This window comes from Pseudomonas thivervalensis (assembly GCF_001269655.1).
Lineage (GTDB): Bacteria > Pseudomonadota > Gammaproteobacteria > Pseudomonadales > Pseudomonadaceae > Aquipseudomonas > Aquipseudomonas thivervalensis.
Genome location: NZ_LHVE01000002.1, coordinates 121082 through 138527, shown reverse-complemented (window position 1 = coordinate 138527; position 17446 = coordinate 121082). Strand labels below are relative to the sequence as shown.

General features: G+C 60.0%; 16 protein-coding genes. 3 read left to right on the top strand and 13 right to left on the bottom strand.

Annotation, left to right across the window (positions count from 1 at the left end; translation table 11 throughout):
* Positions 1–2: 2 nt before the first annotated feature.
* Together ftsH and rlmE are read right to left on the bottom strand one after the other, a co-directional pair.
* The gene (gene ftsH, locus AD659_RS03300) at positions 3–1916 is read right to left on the bottom strand and encodes an ATP-dependent zinc metalloprotease FtsH (protein WP_053118351.1); all 1914 of its coding nucleotides are present in this window, start codon (positions 1914–1916) and stop codon (positions 3–5) included.
* 200 nt (positions 1917–2116) lie between these two features.
* Positions 2117–2749, bottom strand: coding sequence for a 23S rRNA (uridine(2552)-2'-O)-methyltransferase RlmE (rlmE, locus tag AD659_RS03295; RefSeq protein WP_003177853.1), 633 nt, complete (start codon positions 2747–2749; stop codon positions 2117–2119).
* A 105-nt stretch (positions 2750–2854) separates the two neighbouring features.
* Here rlmE and AD659_RS03290 point away from each other — a divergent pair, with 105 nt between their 5' ends.
* Positions 2855–3163 (top strand): YhbY family RNA-binding protein, encoded by a 309-nt coding sequence (locus tag AD659_RS03290; protein ID WP_003177852.1) that lies wholly within the window; start codon positions 2855–2857, stop codon positions 3161–3163.
* Positions 3164–3172: 9 nt separating this feature from the next.
* Here AD659_RS03290 and AD659_RS03285 read toward each other — a convergent pair whose 3' ends face one another.
* The 8 genes from AD659_RS03285 to grpE all read right to left on the bottom strand — a co-directional run bounded on the left by AD659_RS03285 (position 3173) and on the right by grpE (position 13619).
* Positions 3173–3577 (bottom strand): hypothetical protein, encoded by a 405-nt coding sequence (locus AD659_RS03285; protein ID WP_053118347.1) that lies wholly within the window; start codon positions 3575–3577, stop codon positions 3173–3175.
* 28 nt (positions 3578–3605) lie between these two features.
* The gene (gene greA / locus AD659_RS03280) at positions 3606–4082 is read right to left on the bottom strand and encodes a transcription elongation factor GreA (protein WP_053118761.1); all 477 of its coding nucleotides are present in this window, start codon (positions 4080–4082) and stop codon (positions 3606–3608) included.
* 2 nt (positions 4083–4084) lie between these two features.
* Complete coding sequence (gene carB / locus AD659_RS03275) at positions 4085–7306, bottom strand: carbamoyl-phosphate synthase large subunit (protein ID WP_053118345.1); 3222 nt, start codon at positions 7304–7306, stop codon at positions 4085–4087.
* 105 nt (positions 7307–7411) lie between these two features.
* A complete protein-coding gene (gene carA / locus AD659_RS03270) occupies positions 7412–8548 on the bottom strand; it encodes a glutamine-hydrolyzing carbamoyl-phosphate synthase small subunit (protein ID WP_053118343.1) in 1137 nt (378 codons plus the stop codon).
* 255 nt (positions 8549–8803) lie between these two features.
* Complete coding sequence (gene dapB, locus AD659_RS03265; protein WP_053118341.1) at positions 8804–9610, bottom strand: 4-hydroxy-tetrahydrodipicolinate reductase; 807 nt, start codon at positions 9608–9610, stop codon at positions 8804–8806.
* Between the two features lie 9 nt (positions 9611–9619).
* The gene (gene dnaJ, locus AD659_RS03260; RefSeq protein WP_053118339.1) at positions 9620–10744 is read right to left on the bottom strand and encodes a molecular chaperone DnaJ; all 1125 of its coding nucleotides are present in this window, start codon (positions 10742–10744) and stop codon (positions 9620–9622) included.
* A 290-nt stretch (positions 10745–11034) separates the two neighbouring features.
* A complete protein-coding gene (gene dnaK / locus AD659_RS03255; RefSeq protein WP_014336568.1) occupies positions 11035–12951 on the bottom strand; it encodes a molecular chaperone DnaK in 1917 nt (638 codons plus the stop codon).
* 101 nt (positions 12952–13052) lie between these two features.
* Complete coding sequence (grpE, locus tag AD659_RS03250) at positions 13053–13619, bottom strand: nucleotide exchange factor GrpE (protein WP_053118337.1); 567 nt, start codon at positions 13617–13619, stop codon at positions 13053–13055.
* 243 nt (positions 13620–13862) lie between these two features.
* Between grpE and recN the strand changes: the two genes are divergently transcribed.
* Complete coding sequence (gene recN, locus AD659_RS03245; RefSeq protein WP_053118332.1) at positions 13863–15536, top strand: DNA repair protein RecN; 1674 nt, start codon at positions 13863–13865, stop codon at positions 15534–15536.
* 76 nt (positions 15537–15612) lie between these two features.
* Here the strand turns inward: recN and fur are convergent, their stop codons facing one another.
* Positions 15613–16017, bottom strand: a complete 405-nt coding sequence (fur, locus tag AD659_RS03240) for a ferric iron uptake transcriptional regulator (RefSeq protein WP_003197684.1) — start codon at positions 16015–16017, stop codon at positions 15613–15615.
* Positions 16018–16114: 97 nt separating this feature from the next.
* Between fur and AD659_RS03235 the strand changes: the two genes are divergently transcribed.
* Positions 16115–16642, top strand: coding sequence for an outer membrane protein assembly factor BamE (locus AD659_RS03235; protein WP_053118331.1), 528 nt, complete (start codon positions 16115–16117; stop codon positions 16640–16642).
* Positions 16643–16701: 59 nt separating this feature from the next.
* Here AD659_RS03235 and AD659_RS03230 read toward each other — a convergent pair whose 3' ends face one another.
* Entirely contained in the window at positions 16702–17004 is a 303-nt protein-coding gene (locus AD659_RS03230; RefSeq protein ID WP_053118330.1) for an RnfH family protein, read from the bottom strand.
* Positions 17001–17444, bottom strand: a complete 444-nt coding sequence (locus AD659_RS03225) for a type II toxin-antitoxin system RatA family toxin (protein ID WP_053118329.1) — start codon at positions 17442–17444, stop codon at positions 17001–17003. Before AD659_RS03225 ends, AD659_RS03230 begins: the two co-directional genes overlap by 4 nt.
* Positions 17445–17446: the final 2 nt, after the last annotated feature.

The window sequence follows — 17446 nt, the reverse complement described above, 5'->3', positions numbered from 1 at the left end:
CCTTAGACATCAGCGGCCGGACCGCCAATCGGTGTTTCCGGACGCTCGCCCTGGACCGCCGGAGGCGTACCGGAGGTCCCTGTACCGCCGCCCGACCAGTCACGAGGTTCGCGAGGTTCGCGACCCGCCATGATGTCGTCGATCTGCTCGGCATCGATGGTTTCGTACTTCATCAGTGCATCGGCCATGGCGTCGAGCTTGTCACGGTTATCCGTGAGGATCTGCCGGGCAGTGCCGTAGCACTGGTCGATGATGCTCCGCACTTCGGAATCGATCAGCTTGGCCGTCTCGCCGGAGAAGCTTGCATGCTGGCCACCGCCACCACGACCGAGGAACACCTCGCCCTCTTCTTCGGCATACATCAGCGGGCCAAGCTTCTCGGACAGGCCCCACTTGGTGACCATGTTCCGGGCGATCTGGCTGGCACGCATGATGTCGTTGGACGCCCCCGTGGTCACACCGTCGAAGCCCAGCGTCATTTCTTCAGCGATACGGCCGCCGTACAACGAACAGATCTGGCTGATCAACGCTCGTTTGGACAGGCTGTAGCGATCTTCTTCCGGCAGGAACATGGTCACGCCAAGGGCACGACCGCGGGGGATGATCGAGACCTTGTAGACCGGATCATGCTCGGGCACGACACGACCGACGATCGCATGACCCGCCTCGTGATACGCGGTGTTCTGCTTTTCTTTCTCAGACATGACCATGGATTTGCGCTCCGCGCCCATCATGATCTTGTCCTTGGCCAGCTCGAACTCCTTCATCTCCACGACGCGCTTGCCGGTACGTGCGGCGAACAGCGACGCTTCGTTGACCAGGTTCGCAAGGTCGGCACCGGAAAAGCCCGGCGTACCACGCGCGATGACTGCCGGAGCGACGTCGTCACCCATTGGCACCTTGCGCATATGGACCTTGAGGATCTGCTCGCGGCCACGAATGTCCGGCAGACCGACCACGACCTGACGGTCGAAACGACCTGGACGCAACAGCGCAGGGTCGAGCACGTCAGGACGGTTGGTGGCGGCGATCACGATGATGCCGTCGTTCATTTCGAAACCGTCCATCTCGACCAGCAACTGGTTGAGGGTCTGCTCGCGCTCGTCGTGACCGCCACCCATGCCGGCGCCACGATGGCGACCGACGGCGTCGATTTCGTCGATGAAGATGATGCAAGGCGCGTGTTTCTTGGCCTGTTCGAACATGTCGCGAACACGGCTGGCGCCTACACCGACGAACATTTCGACGAAGTCGGAACCGGAAATCGTGAAGAACGGCACCTTGGCCTCACCGGCAATCGCCTTGGCCAGCAAGGTTTTACCGGTACCTGGCGGGCCCACCATCAGCACGCCGCGCGGAATACGACCGCCCAGGCGCTGGAACTTGCCTGGATCGCGCAGGAACTCGACCAGTTCGCCCACTTCTTCCTTGGCTTCGTCGCAACCCGCTACATCAGCCAAGGTGGTTTTCACCTGGTCTTCGGAAAGCAGTCGGGCCTTGCTCTTGCCAAAGCTCATCGGCCCGCCCTTGCCACCGCCGCCACCCTGCATCTGGCGCATGAAGAACATGAACACGGCGATGATCACCAGGATCGGGAAGCTGGCCACCAGGAGCTGGGTCCAGATGCTTTGCTGTTCAGGCTGCTTGCCTTCGACCACGACATGGTTGTCCACCAGGTCGCCAATCAGGCCATTGTCCTGGATTGCCGGACGGATGGTCTTGAAGCTGTCGCCATCGGTGCGCTTGCCGGTAATCACATAGCCATCAACGGCTACGCGCTCGACCTTGCCATCCTTGACCTGCTGGATGAAGTCGGAATAGTTGAGGGTCTGCGGCTCGTTAGGGCTGGAGAAGTTGTTCATCACGGTCACCAGGACAGCAGCGATGATCAACCACAGGATCAGATTCTTTGCCATATCGTTCAATTAACTACCCTCTGAAGCAAGCTCCGCTACTGGCGCGCGCTTCGCATGATATTCACCGGCCTAACTTACTACATTACCTACGACTCTGGCAGGCGCCGTCTGTAACCCTTTGTGAAACACTTTCTACACAATATTCGCTAATGCTCACGGGACGAAATACGAAAAACCTATCACCCCGGTCGAAAAAACCCTTATTCCTCACTGCGACCACGGAAACCACGGCCCAGCAGGTACTGCTCGCGTGAGCGATCACGTGATGACTTCGGCTTGCGCGTCGTGACCTTCTCGAACTGCTTGCGCACGCTCTTGTGGTATTCGTCGAAGCCTTCACCCTGGAAGACCTTGATCAAAAAATCACCACCTGGCTTCAACACCCGGGTCGCAAGATCCAGTGCCAACTCGCACAGGAACATCGATCGCGGCATATCAACCGATGCCAGTCCACTCATATTGGGGGCCATATCGGAAATCACAAGGTCCACCTCGTTTTTTCCAACCGCCTCAAGGATCTGCGCCAGTACGGCGTCCTCGGTAAAGTCGCCCTGAATGAAGGTCACATCCGGGATGCTGTCCATTTCCAGGATATCGGAAGCGATCAGCGTGCCTTGCCCACCAATCAGACGACTGGTCACTTGGGACCAGCCACCCGGGGCGGCGCCCAAGTCGATCACGCTCATGCCTGGACGGATCAAACGGTCTCTTTCCTGAATCTCCAGCAGCTTGTAGCTGGCACGGGAACGATACCCGTCTTTTTGCGCCATTTTCACGAATGGGTCGTTGAAATGCTCTTGCAGCCATTTAAGACTTGTCTTGGAACGGGCCACGGGCCACCTCAAAAATAAAACGGGTCGTGATTAAGTGGGCGGTCCCGGACTTGCTCGGGTAAACTGGCCGCCGCTTTTTACAAGATCAGACGCAGGGGTCAGATTATGCCGCTCACTCAAGAGCAGAAGAAACAATACAAATCCATTGGCCACCATCTGAAACCGGTTTTGACTGTGGCTGACAACGGTTTGACTGAAGGTGTACTCGCCGAACTGGAACGCGCCTTGGGCGATCACGAGCTGATCAAGATCAAGCTCAACATCCTCGATCGCGAAGCCCGCCTGGCTGCCGTTGCCGAACTGTGCAAGACCGGCAAGGCAGACCTGGTGCAGGTCATCGGCAAGATGGCGCTGATTTATCGCAAGAATTTCAGCGTCAACAAGCAACTGTCGAACGTTCATCGCTTCAAGTGATGCCAAGGGTCAAGGGTGTGCCTCGCACACCCTGCCACTCCACCCGGGAACCGGCTGCAGCACCAGCACCAGACCGGAAAATCCCAGCACCAGGTAACTGAATACCCGCCACTGGCTCGCATCCGGCCAGCCGAGATGCACGGCAAAGAACATCCCGCACGCGTACAACGACATGAGCAGCAATTGCCCACGAATGTCGCGCCATAGACTGGCAAGGCCCTCGGCCTGAACCAGCACCAACGCCTGGAACATCACGCACACCGCGGAAAAACCCACCAGCAGCGCCGTCAGCATGCCTGCGATTTCATCGATGAGCAGCGGTGCCAGGCCGACTCGGCCCAGCACCGGCAGCAAACCGATGTGCAACAACCAGATGCCGCCCACCCACAACATCTGGGTGAGCTGCCAGATCATGGCGCCGGCTCGCAGCGGGCGCCTTCGTTCAGATGTGACGGACTTCGACAATCTCATACTCGATGACACCGCTAGGCGTCTTCACAGTCACCACATCACCCTCTTCCTTGGCAATCAAGGCACGGGCAATGGGCGAACCGACGGAAATCTTGCCGAGCTTGATGTCTGCCTCGTCCTCGCCAACGATCTGGTAAGTGACGCTTTCATCGGTCTCGACGTTGGCGATTTCCACGGTAGTGCCGAAGATCACCTTGCCGGTGTGCGGGATCGTCGTGACGTCAATGACGACTGCATTCTGCATGCGGCCCTCGATGTCACGGATACGCGCCTCGACCATACCCTGCTGCTCGCGAGCTGCGTGGTACTCGGCGTTTTCCTTCAGATCACCCAGCTCCCGGGCCGTGCCGATGTCCTGGCTGAGCTTGGGGCGAACGACCTTGGTCAGGTGAGCGTGTTCTTCTTCCAGGGCCTTCGCGCCCTGAACTGTCATCGGGTACTTGGTTATGCTCATGCCTTCAATCCTGCATGTAGATCCTGCAAGCGACGCACGGTCTTCTCGGGACCGAACTTGAGCGCTTCGCAGATCGCTTCGCCCGCAGCAATGGTCGTGGTGCAGTAGATCTTGTGCTGCAGCGCATTGCGACGAATGGAGTAGGAATCGGCGATCGACTGACGACCTTCGGTGGTGTTGATGATCAGCGTGACTTCGTCATTCTTGATCATGTCGACCACGTGCGGACGTCCTTCGGTCACCTTGTTCACGCGGCGCACTTTCAGGCCTGCGGCTTCGATCAGCCTGGCAGTACCGGCAGTGGCAACCACTTCGAAGCCCAAGTTGATCAGATCACGGGCTACGCCTGCAACCAGTGGCTTGTCGTCATCACGCACGCTGATGAACGCCGTGCCGCCCGTCGGCAAGACTTCGCTGGCGCCCATCTGGGCCTTGGCGAAGGCTTCACCGAAGGTATCGCCCACGCCCATCACTTCACCGGTGGACTTCATCTCAGGGCCGAGGATCGGGTCCACGCCAGGGAACTTGGCGAACGGGAACACCGCCTCTTTCACGCTGTAGAAGTTCGGAATGATTTCCTTGGTGAAGTTCAGCTCCTTCAGGGTTTTGCCAGCCATGACTCGCGCAGCGATCATTGCCAGGGAAACACCGATGCACTTGGAGACGAACGGTACGGTCCGGGAAGCGCGCGGGTTGACTTCGATGACGTAGATGTCTTCGCCCTGCAGGGCCAGTTGCACGTTCATCAAGCCGATGACGCCCAGTTCCAGGGCCATTTTCTTGACCTGCTCGCGCATCTCGTCCTGGATGTGCGCCGGCAGCGAGTACGGCGGCAGCGAGCAGGCGGAGTCACCGGAGTGAACGCCAGCCTGCTCGATGTGCTGCATGATCGCGCCAATCACCACGTCCTTGCCGTCGCTGACCGCATCCACGTCCATTTCAATGGCGCAGTTGAGGAAGTGATCCAGCAGCACCGGGCTGTCGTTGGACACCTGGACCGCTTCACGCAGGTAGCGCTTGAGTTCGTCTTCCTGATAAACGATTTCCATCGCGCGGCCGCCCAGCACATAGGACGGACGCACCACCAGCGGGTAACCGATCTTCGCGGCGGCACGAATCGCTTCGTCTTCGCTGCGCACGGTGGCGTTTGGCGGCTGGCGCAGGTTCAGGCGCTCGACCATCTGCTGGAAGCGCTCACGGTCTTCGGCGCGGTCGATCGCATCCGGGCTGGTACCGATGATCGGCACGCCGGCGGCCTCAAGGGCACGGGCCAGCTTCAGCGGGGTCTGGCCGCCGTACTGGACGATCACGCCCTTTGGCTTCTCGACACGAACGATTTCCAGCACGTCTTCCAAGGTCACTGGCTCGAAGTACAGGCGATCGGAGGTGTCGTAGTCGGTGGACACGGTTTCCGGGTTGCAGTTGACCATGATGGTCTCGTAACCGTCGTCCCGCAGGGCCAGTGCCGCGTGTACGCAGCAATAGTCGAACTCGATGCCCTGGCCGATCCGGTTAGGACCGCCACCCAGGATCATGATCTTGTCGCGGGTCGATGGCGCGGCCTCGCACTCTTCTTCGTACGTGGAGTACAGGTAGGCGGTGTCGGTGGCGAACTCGGCTGCGCAGGTGTCGACGCGCTTGTAGACCGGGAACACGTCCAGCTTGTGGCGATGAGCGCGCAGGCTCTTCTCGGTCACACCCAGCAGCTTGGCCAGGCGCATGTCGGAGAAGCCTTTGCGCTTGAGGCGGAACATCGTGTCGCGGTCGATGCTGGACATGCCCAGGGTTTTGACCTTCTCTTCTTCCTTGATCAGATCTTCGATCTGTACCAGGAACCAAGGGTCGATCATGTTCATGCCGAAGATCTGCTCGACGGTCATGCCGGCGCGGAAGGCATCGGCCACGTACCAGATGCGCTCGGCGCCCGGCACGGTCAGCTCGCGCTTGAGCACGCTCATGCTTTCCGGGTCGGCCAGGTCCAGCTTCGGATCGAGACCGCAGACACCCACTTCCAGGCCGCGAAGAGCTTTCTGCAAGGATTCCTGGAAGGTCCGGCCGATGGCCATGACTTCACCGACCGACTTCATCTGGGTGGTCAGGCGGGCGTCGGCCTTGGCGAATTTCTCGAAGGCGAAGCGTGGCAGCTTGGTCACGACGTAGTCGATGGACGGTTCGAAGGACGCCGGGGTCTTGCCGCCGGTGATGTCGTTCGACAGCTCGTCCAGGGTGTAGCCCACGGCCAGCTTGGCGGCGACCTTGGCGATCGGGAAACCGGTGGCCTTCGACGCCAGGGCCGACGAACGGGATACCCGTGGGTTCATCTCGATGACCACCATGCGACCGGTGTTCGGGCAGATGCCGAACTGGACGTTGGAGCCACCGGTTTCCACGCCGATCTCGCGCAGTACTGCCAGGGAGGCGTTACGCAGGATCTGGTATTCCTTGTCGGTCAGGGTCTGGGCCGGTGCGACGGTGATCGAGTCACCGGTGTGCACGCCCATCGGGTCGAAGTTCTCGATGGAGCAGACGATGATGCAGTTGTCCTTTTTGTCGCGGACAACTTCCATTTCGTATTCTTTCCAGCCGATCAGGGATTCGTCGATCAGCAGTTCCTTGGTCGGCGACAAGTCGAGACCACGGGCGCAGATTTCTTCGAATTCTTCACGGTTGTAGGCGATGCCACCACCGGTGCCGCCCATGGTGAAGGACGGACGGATGATGCAGGGGAAGCCGAGGCGCTCCAGGACGGCATTGGCCTCTTCCATGCTGTGGGCGATGCCCGAGCGTGGGCAGTCCAGGCCGATGGATTTCATCGCCTTGTCGAAGCGCGAACGGTCTTCGGCCTTGTCGATGGTGTCGGCGTTGGCGCCGATCATTTCCACACCGAATTTTTCCAGGACGCCTTCGCGCTCCAGGTCCAGGGCGCAGTTCAGCGCAGTCTGGCCACCCATGGTCGGCAGCAGCGCGTCCGGGCGCTCCTTCTCGATGATCTTGGCAACGGTCTGCCACTTGATCGGCTCGATGTAGGTGGCATCGGCCATGGCCGGGTCGGTCATGATGGTGGCCGGGTTGGAGTTCACCAGGATGACGCGGTAGCCCTCTTCGCGTAGGGCCTTACAGGCCTGGGCGCCGGAGTAGTCGAACTCGCAGGCCTGGCCGATCACGATCGGGCCAGCGCCGAGAATCAGGATGCTTTTTATGTCTGTACGTTTTGGCATGGGTTTGTCACTCAAATCCGCAGGTCAGTCGGCTAGGCCGTCGAACAATCTTTGAAGCGCCCAAGGGGGCCGCCGCGCTCGGGGCCGCCCTCGGGCTTCACGCGGTCAGCGTCGCTTGGCCATCTCGTTGATGAAGCGATCGAACAGCGGCGCCACATCGTTCGGGCCCGGGCTCGCTTCAGGGTGGCCCTGGAAGCTGAACGCGCTCTTGTCGGTACGCTCGATGCCTTGCAGCGTGCCGTCGAACAGCGATTTGTGAATCGCGCGCACGTTGGCCGGCAGGGTCGCTTCATCTACGGCAAAACCGTGGTTCTGGCTGGTGATCATCACCACGCCGGTGTCCAGGTCCTGCACAGGGTGGTTGGCACCGTGGTGGCCGTGACCCATTTTCAGGGTCTTGGCGCCCGAAGCGAGGGCCAGCAACTGGTGACCGAGGCAGATACCAAACACCGGGATCTCGGTTTCCAGCACGTCCTTGATCGCTTGGATCGCGTAGTCGCAAGGCTCCGGATCACCCGGGCCGTTGGACAGGAACACGCCGTCGGGCTTGAGGGCCAGGACATCGGCGGCCGGGGTTTGCGCCGGAACCACGGTGACGCGGCAGCCACGCTCGACCAGCATGCGCAGGATGTTCAGCTTGACGCCGTAGTCGTACGCCACCACGTGATACGGCAGCTCGGAAGCCTCGATCGTCGCGTGACTGTCGGTCTTCAGGTCCCAGACCGTGGAGCGCCATTCGTATTGCTTCTGGGTGCTGACGACTTTCGCCAGGTCCATGCCCTTGAGGCCAGGGAAACCCTGGGCAGCAGCGATGGCGGCTTCTTCGGAAATGTTGTCACCGGCCATGATGCAGCCGTTCTGCGCGCCTTTTTCCCGAAGGATGCGGGTCAGGCGACGGGTGTCGATACCGGCGATCGCCACGACGTTGTTGGCTTTCAGGTAGTCGGACAGGGACATCGTGTTACGCCAGTTGCTCGCTACCAGCGGCAAGTCACGGATGACCAGGCCGGCGGACCAGACACGATCGGACTCGGCGTCTTCCGGCGTAGTACCGGTGTTGCCGATGTGCGGGTAAGTCAGGGTAACGATTTGCTGGGCGTAGGAAGGATCGGTAAGAATTTCCTGATAGCCGGTCATTGCGGTGTTAAACACCACCTCACCAACGGTCTGACCGTCGGCTCCAATGGCTTCGCCGCGAAAAATGCTGCCATCAGCAAGGGCGAGTATGGCTGGCTTAGTCAAGAAGACCTCCCGTAAATAAAGCCTGAAAGGGCGATCGCAGGTTGTAAAAAAGCGGAGTGACGTATGGACACGTCACCCCGCTTGTTCACTGAATTATTCTGCGCGCTTTTAGTGGACACACTAAAGCTGTAGCTTACAGAAAAAGGCTTTTTTGGTCCACCGCTAATGAGCCTTAAAGGCAGGGGAATGCGACAGGCCGTCGCGAAGCGGTGTAAAACGGGGCGCAGTATAACCTGAACCCCGCTCTTAATGGCATCAACGCAGGTCGAGAACGTCCTGCATATCGTACAAACCAGGCTCGCGGCCATCCAGCCACAGCGCGGCACGTACAGCACCCTTGGCGAAGGTCATCCGGCTGGATGCCTTGTGGGTGATCTCCAGGCGCTCGCCTTCGGTGGCGAACAGCACGGTATGGTCGCCCACCACGTCGCCACCGCGCACCGTGGCGAAACCGATGGTGTCGCGCTCACGGGCACCGGTATGCCCTTCGCGCCCATACACGGCGACTTTCTGCAGATCACGCCCCAGCGCATCGGCAATCACTTCACCCATGCGCAAGGCCGTTCCCGAAGGCGCGTCGATCTTGTGCCGGTGATGGGCCTCGATGATCTCGATATCTGCGTCATCACCCAGAACCCGGGCCGCCATGTCCAGCAGCTTCAGGGACAGGTTCACACCCACACTGAAGTTCGCCGCAAACACGATGGCAATGTCGTTGCCCGCGTCGGCCAGCAGCTGCTTTTGCGCCACATCCAGCCCCGTGGTGCCAATCACCATGGCCTTGCCATGCTTGCGGCAGATCGCGAGGTTTTTCAGCATCACGTCCGGCAGGGTGAAATCGATCAGCACATCGAACTCGTCGAGCACCTTCTCCAGACCGCCAGACATCGGCACGCCGATACGCCCCAGCGAGGCCAGCTCGCCCGCATCAGCACCCACCAGCGTACTGTCGGGCCGAACGATGGCCGCCGTCAGGCCGGAGAGCGGCGAGCGCTGCTGCACCGCCTCGACCAGCGCCTTGCCCATGCGCCCCGCAGCGCCCATCACAGCTATACGTCGCATGCGAACTCCTTACAGGTCGCCGAAGAAGCGCTTCACGCCTTCGAACCAACCGGTGGTTTTCGGGGAGTGGCTGTTGTCATCCGCCAGGGAGTTGCGGAACTCTTCCAACAGTTCACGCTGACGCCGCCCCAGGTTGACCGGTGTTTCCACCGCCACGCGACACATCAGATCGCCTGCGCCACCGCCACGCACTGGCGCGACGCCTTTGCCACGAATGCGGAACTGCTTGCCAGTCTGCGTGCCCTCGGGAATTTTCAGCTTGACGCGACCGTCGAGGGTCGGGATCTCAAGCTCGCCACCCAAGGCCGCATCGACAAAGCTGATCGGCACTTCGCAGAACAGGTGCTTGCCGTCGCGCTGGAAAATCGCATGTTCGCGCACGTTGATGACCACATACAGATCGCCGGTCGGGCCACCCTGGGCACCCGCCTCGCCTTCGCCGGACAGGCGAATGCGGTCACCGGTGTCAACACCGGCCGGCACCTTGACCGACAGTGTCTTGTACTCTTCGACACGCCCTTCGCCGTGGCAGGAGTCGCACGGATCGGAAATGATCTTGCCTTGGCCATGGCAACGCGGGCAGGTCTGCTGGACCGAGAAGAAGCCTTGTTGCATGCGAACCTGGCCAATGCCGCCGCACGTCGGGCAGGTCACGGGCGAGGAGCCTTTCTTGGCACCCGAGCCATCGCACGGTTTGCAGTTGACCAGTGTCGGCACACGGATATTGACGGTGGTACCGCGCACCGCTTCTTCCAGGTTCAACTCCAGCGTGTAGCGCAGGTCACTGCCACGCTGGGCGCCACCACGCGCGCCGCCGCGGCCGCCGCCGAAGAAGTCGCTGAATACATCACCGAAAATATCGGAGAAGTTCTGGCCGCCGAAACCGGCACCGCCGCCGCCCATGCTCGGGTCGACGCCGGCATGCCCGTACTGGTCGTAGGCCGCGCGCTTACTGGAATCGGACAGGACTTCGTAAGCCTCGTTGGCTTCCTTGAACATCTCTTCCGACGCTTTATCGTCGGGATTACGGTCCGGGTGGTGCTTCATCGCCAGGCGACGGTAGGCCTTTTTCAGGTCCGCTTCGCTTGAACCACGCTCGACACCCAATACTTCGTAATAGTCACGCTTTGCCATTAGTCTTTGCACTCTTGTAGGACGTTCGGCAAACCTCTCCTGAGCCTCGCCAAACTCGTTGAGCCCCAATGCAGGCCCGGACCCAACTCACGTCGATTCAACGATCCTGGTCTCGGCGCATATCGCCCGGAAAGCAGGAGCATTCCCGAACACACCGTCAGCACCCGAGCTTTGTCGCATGCTGTAAAAATTCGTTGCCTCCAGACACGCCAACGCGGGAGCAAGCTCCCGCGCGGCGACATCCTACCAGCCACCGCACAAACGCAGTCAACCGGCCGACCAACAAGCGATTACTTGTGGTCTTTCACTTCTTCGAACTCGGCGTCGACGACGTCGTCGGCTTTCTCGGCCGATTCACCCTGCGCAGCCGCGCCTTCGGCAGGCTGGGCCTGCTCGGCGTACATCTTCTGAGCCACAGGTGCGGAGACCTTCGACAGCTCTTCGATTTTCGCCTCAATGGCAGCCTTGTCGTCGCCTTTCACGGCGGCTTCCAGGGCAACCACGGCCGCTTCGATGGCGGTTTTCTCTTCCGCGGTCACTTTCTCGCCAGCATCGGCGATCATCTTGCGGGTCGAGTGCACCAGGGCATCGCCTTGGTTACGGGCGCTGGCCAGCTCTTCGAACTTGCGATCTTCCTCGGCATTGACTTCAGCGTCGCGAACCATCTGCTGAATTTCTTCCTCGGACAGGCCGGAGTTGGCCTTGATCACGATCGACTGGGTCTTGCCGGTGGCCTTGTCTTTCGCGCCGACGTGCAGGATGCCGTTGGCGTCGATGTCGAAGGTCACTTCGATTTGTGGCACGCCACGCGGCGCTGGCGGAATCTCGGCCAGGTCGAACTTGCCCAGGGATTTGTTCTGGGCAGCCTGCTTGCGCTCACCCTGCAGTACGTGGATGGTCACGGCGCCCTGATTGTCATCGGCCGTCGAGAACACCTGGGACTTCTTGGTAGGAATCGTGGTGTTTTTCTCGATCAGCGCGGTCATCACGCCGCCCATGGTTTCGATACCCAGGGTCAGCGGGCTGACGTCGAGCAGCAGAACGTCTTTCACGTCACCAGCCAATACCGCGCCCTGGATAGCAGCACCCATGGCAACAGCTTCGTCAGGGTTGACGTCTTTACGTGCTTCTTTACCGAAGAAATCGGTGACCAGCTTCTGAACCAGCGGCATGCGGGTCTGACCGCCAACCAGGATCACGTCGTTGATCGAGCCAACGTCGATACCGGCGTCTTTCATGGCAATGCGGCAAGGTTCGATGGTGCGCTGGACCAGGTCTTCCACCAGCGCTTCGAGCTTGGCGCGGGAGATTTTTACGTTCAGGTGCTTAGGACCGGTGGCGTCTGCGGTGATGTACGGCAGGTTCACGTCGGTCGACTGGCTCGAGGACAGTTCGATCTTGGCTTTTTCAGCGGCTTCTTTCAGGCGCTGCATGGCCAGCGGGTCACCCTTGAGGTTCATGCCGCTTTCTTTCTTGAACTCGTCGACGAGGTAGTCGATCAGGCGGATGTCGAAGTCTTCACCACCGAGGAACGTGTCACCGTTGGTCGCCAGTACTTCGAACTGATGCTCGCCGTCGACTTCAGCGATCTCGATCACGGAGACGTCGAAGGTACCGCCACCCAGGTCGTAAACGATCACGGTGTGATCGCCCTTGGCCTTGTCCATACCGTAGGCCAGAGCGGCCGCGGTCGGTTCGTTGATGATACGTTTTACGTCCAGGCCCGCGATGCGGCCGGCGTCTTTGGTCGCCTGGCGCTGGCTGTCGTTGAAGTATGCTGGAACAGTGATGACCGCTTCAGTCACCGCTTCGCCGAGGTAATCTTCGGCGGTTTTCTTCATTTTCTTGAGGATTTCAGCCGAGATCTGTGGCGGTGCCATTTTCTGGCCGTTCACTTCAACCCAGGCGTCGCCGTTATCAGCCTTGGCGATCTTGTAAGGCACCATCTTGATGTCTTTCTGAACGACTTCTTCGTCGAACTTGCGACCGATCAGACGCTTCACCGCGTACAGGGTGTTATGCGGATTGGTCACTGCCTGACGCTTGGCCGACTGGCCAACCAGAATTTCGCCATCGTTGGCGTACGCGATGATCGACGGCGTGGTGCGCGCGCCTTCAGCATTTTCAATAACCTTGGCCTTGCCGTTTTCCAGCACGGAGACGCACGAGTTGGTGGTCCCCAGGTCGATGCCGATAATCTTGCCCATGTTAACTCTCCCGGAACTTGGATTTTGTTGCCGCAGCAGTGGTGGCTAACTGCGGTAGCACTTAAACGCTTGACTTATAGATGGGGCCGCTGCGCCCGATTTCAAGCCTGCTCATCGATAGAAGGCGAAACCGGTGCCGGCGCCTTGCTGACCACGACCATGGCCGGACGCAGCAGGCGGCCGTTAAGCAGGTAGCCTTTCTGGAAAACCTTCAGGACGCTGTTTGGCTCGACATCAGCGCTTTCCTGCATCGCCATGGCCTGGTGATGCTCGGCGTTGAAGGGCTCGCCATGCGGATCAAGGGTTTCAAGCTGATAACGCTTGAGAGTGTCCTGGAACATCTTCAGGGTCAGCTCGATGCCTTCACGCATCGGACGGATGTTCTCGTCGTCCGGGTTGGACAGCTCCAGGCCGCGCTCCAGGCTGTCGATGATCGGCAGCAGGTCGCCAGCAAAACGCTCCAGGGCGAATTTATGAGCCTTTTCCACATCTTGCTCGGCGCGACGGCGGACATTCTGCAGGTCGGCTGCTACACGCAACGCCTGATCCTGCGCACCGGCCAGTTGCTCTTCGAGCACTTGTACACGTGCCGCCAAGTCTTCACCGGAATCCTGGGAAGCCTGATTGGCGTCTAGATTTTGCGTGTCCTGCGTCTGTTCGTCAGCCATAGAGATTTCTCCTTTCAACTTCGTCCGCGAGCTCGACTCGCGCTTCTGCCCCGGTATATGGGGCCGGGTTTTCCAGCTTCAAGGGCCATCTGACGAATTAACCTTACAAAAAACAGCTGCATAATCATTCCTCTCCGCGCTAAGAAAATCATTTTCCCAAGCAAATTGAGCTAAGCACGGGCATTGTCAGGCCGAAACAAAACACTGTATAAATAACCAGACCTAAAGCCTGGGAGCGGCCTTATGCTGGTGCACCTGTCCGTACACAACTACGCCATCGTCGAACATCTCGACCTCGAACTCGATCGAGGCATGAGCGTGATCACCGGTGAAACCGGCGCGGGCAAGTCGATCATGCTCGACGCCCTGGGCCTGACCCTGGGCGACCGCGCCGACAGCGGTGTGGTGCGCCCCGGAGCGGACAAGGCCGACATCCTGGCGACCTTCGACCTGGTCGACATCCCCGAGGCCAGCGCCTGGCTGGCCGAACGCGACCTGGACACCGACGGCCTGTGCATCCTGCGCCGGGTCATCACCGCCGAAGGCCGCTCGCGAGGCTACATCAACGGCACGCCCTGCCCCCTCGGCGACCTGAAGGCCCTCGGCGAACTGCTGATCGACATCCACAGCCAGCATGAACACCAATCCCTGCTCAAGACCGATACCCATCGTCGCCTGCTGGATGAGTACGCCGGCGCCACCGACCTGGCCCGGCAGGTCCAACTGGCCGCCCAACGCTGGCGCCAGACCCGGCAGGAACTGGATCGCCTCTCCAACTCCGGCGACGAACAGCGTGCCCGCCACCAGTTATTGAGCTACCAGCTCGAAGAGCTGGAAAACCTGGCCCTGGGTGAGAACGAGCTGGAAGAGCTGGAGCAGGAACACAAGAACCTGACCAACGCCGAAACCCTGCTGGGCATCTGCCGCCAAGTGGTCGAGCAATGCAGCGAGAGCGATTCGGGCAATGTGCTCAATGCACTGACAGCGAGCCTGAACCGACTCTCCAGCGTGAACAATTCAGTGGGCGCCCTGAACGAAGCGACCAACTTGCTGACGAGCGCGCAGATCCAGGTCGAGGAAGCCGTTGGGGAACTGAACCGCTTCCTCGATCATTTCGATGCCGACCCGGCACGCCTGCAATACCTGGAAGAGCGCCTGGACACCATCTATACGCTGGCGCGCAAGCACCGTATCCAGCCAACCGAGGTAGCCGAACTCCAACAGCGACTGTTGGACGAACTGGAAACCTTGAACGCCAACGATGAATCCATCGAGCGCCTGGGGGACGAACTCGCTTCTTATGCCCGCCATTACCAGGAGAGGGCCAAGGAGCTCAGCGAGCTGCGGCGCCAGGCCGCGACAGGGCTGGCCAGTGCCGTGGAACAGGAGATCCAGCGCCTGGGCATGCCAGGCGGACGCTTCACCATCGAATTGCGCCCCAACGCCGGTGACGAGCTCCAACCCAATGGGCTGGAACAGGTGGAATTGCTGGTCAGCGCCAACCCAGGGCAACCGCTCAAGGGCCTGGCCAAAGTCGCCTCCGGTGGTGAATTGTCACGAATCAGCCTGGCCATACAGGTCATCACCGCGCAGACCTCCCGCGTACCGACGCTGGTGTTCGACGAAGTGGACGTGGGCATCGGCGGCCCGACAGCGGAAATTGTCGGTCAATTGCTGCGCCGACTGGGCGAGCGCGGCCAGGTGCTGACGGTGACTCACCTGCCCCAGGTCGCCGCCCAGGGACACCAGCATTTATTTGTGCACAAGGTGCGTGGCGAGGATGCCACTCGCACCGCCGTGTCCAAGCTCAACAAAAACGAGCGGGTGGAAGAAGTGGCACGAATGCTGGGTGGGATCGACCTCACCAAGGAATCCCTGGCCCACGCGAAAAAAATGGTCGTTACCGCGAAAATTTGAGAACGGCAGAAAGCACGAAGGCGACCCTGGGGTCGCCTTCGTTCGTTTCGCGAACCCTAAAGTCCGCGCGACATGCTTACTTTTTCTTGCGTACGTACAGCACAAGATTGTGATCAACCATCTCGAAGCCATACTTGTCGACGATTGCTTTCTGCAGCCGCTCGATTTCTTCGTCGAAGAATTCGATGACTTCACTGGTCTCGACGTTGACCATATGGTCGTGATGCTTGCCGTCGTCCAGCTCGAAGACCGCATGGCCTCCGTCGAAGTTGTGTCGCACCACAAGGCCAGCTGCCTCGAACTGGGTCAGAACACGGTAAACCGTGGCCAGACCGACGTCCTCACCAGCCTCCATCAGCGCCTTGTAGACATCCTCGGCGCTCATGTGGCGTTGCTCGGCGGAATCGAGCATTTGTAGAATCTTGACCCGTGGCAGGGTCACTTTGAGGCCGGCTTTGCGTAGTTCGCTATTTTCAACCATGGTCAGCTTTCTCGCGATGCTGCTTCGCAGCTTCTCTTAATGCGGGTATGATCGGCGTTTACGTTGTCCCAGCCAAGATAGTGGAAGTCGCCCACCGATGCAAAACACCAAGCTCTTGCTAACCAGTTTCACCTTTGTGGGACTGCTCGCACTCGCCGGTTGTTCATTCCCCGGGGTTTACAAAATCGACATCCAGCAGGGCAATGTCGTCACGCAGGACATGATAGACCAGTTACGCCCGGGAATGACCCGCCGGCAAGTACGGTTTATCATGGGTAACCCTCTGCTGACCGACACGTTCCATGCCGATCGCTGGGATTATCTGTACAGCTTGCAGCCAGGCGGCGGTGAGCGCCAACAGGAACGCATCAGCGTTATCTTCAGCCCTGACGACCAACTTGTCAGCCTGTCGGGCGATTTCATGCCTGGCGTGAGCCGTGACGAGGCCATTCTGGGCAAGGACAGCGGCACCACCGTGACCGACCCGGTCCAGAATGCCGAACAGCCGAAACCGGAAAAACCGGCCAAGCCAGGTTCGCTGCTGGACCAGATCCAGAAGGACGTGGACAAAGTCGAGACCGTACCGGTCCCGACACCAGAGCCCCTGGACACCTCGCCGCAATAAATTGCGACATGAAAAAACCCGGCATGCCGGGTTTTTTATTGCTTGCGACTCAGGTCAGGCTATTGCTCTGATTGTCGCGCCTGAGCAGCCTTGGCCGCGCGCAGGCGACGAATCTCCTTCGGATCAGCCAGCAGCGGTCGATAAATCTCCAATCGATCGGCCGCCTGCACCACCTGACGCTCCGGATCGGCAACCACCTTGCCAAAAATCCCGACCGGGCAAGTCGCCAGGTCCAGCTCCGGGAACGCGTCGGCAATCCCCGAGGCCATCAGCGCCGCGCGAACACTGGTGCCTTCCTGCACCACGCACGCGCGCAAGACCTGACGCTCCACCGAGGCATACACCACTTCTATCTCAATCAACGCTTGAGCTCTGCATTCTGCTTGGCCCGCTGGCAAAACGCATCGACCAGGGTATTGGCGGCCTGATTGAACAGTGGCCCCAACGTCGCTCGCACCAAAGGGCCGGCGTAGTCGAACGACAGGTCCAGGCTGATCTTGCAGGCCTTTTCGCCCAGCGGCTTGAACACCCAGACGCCGTGGAGCTGATTGAAGGGCCCCTCCTCCAGGTTCATCTCGATGGACTGCCCCGGCACCAGCGTATTACGCGTGACGAAGCGCTGGCTCAAACCGCCCTTGGCAATATTGAGACTGGCGCGCATATGGGTTTCAGAGCTTTCCAGCACCTCGGCGGACGAGCACCACGGCAAGAACTCCGGGTAGCTCGCCACATCGTTGACCAGGTCATACAGCGCCTGCGCCGGATAGGGCAGCAAGGCCGAGCGTTGAATATGTGTCGTCATGT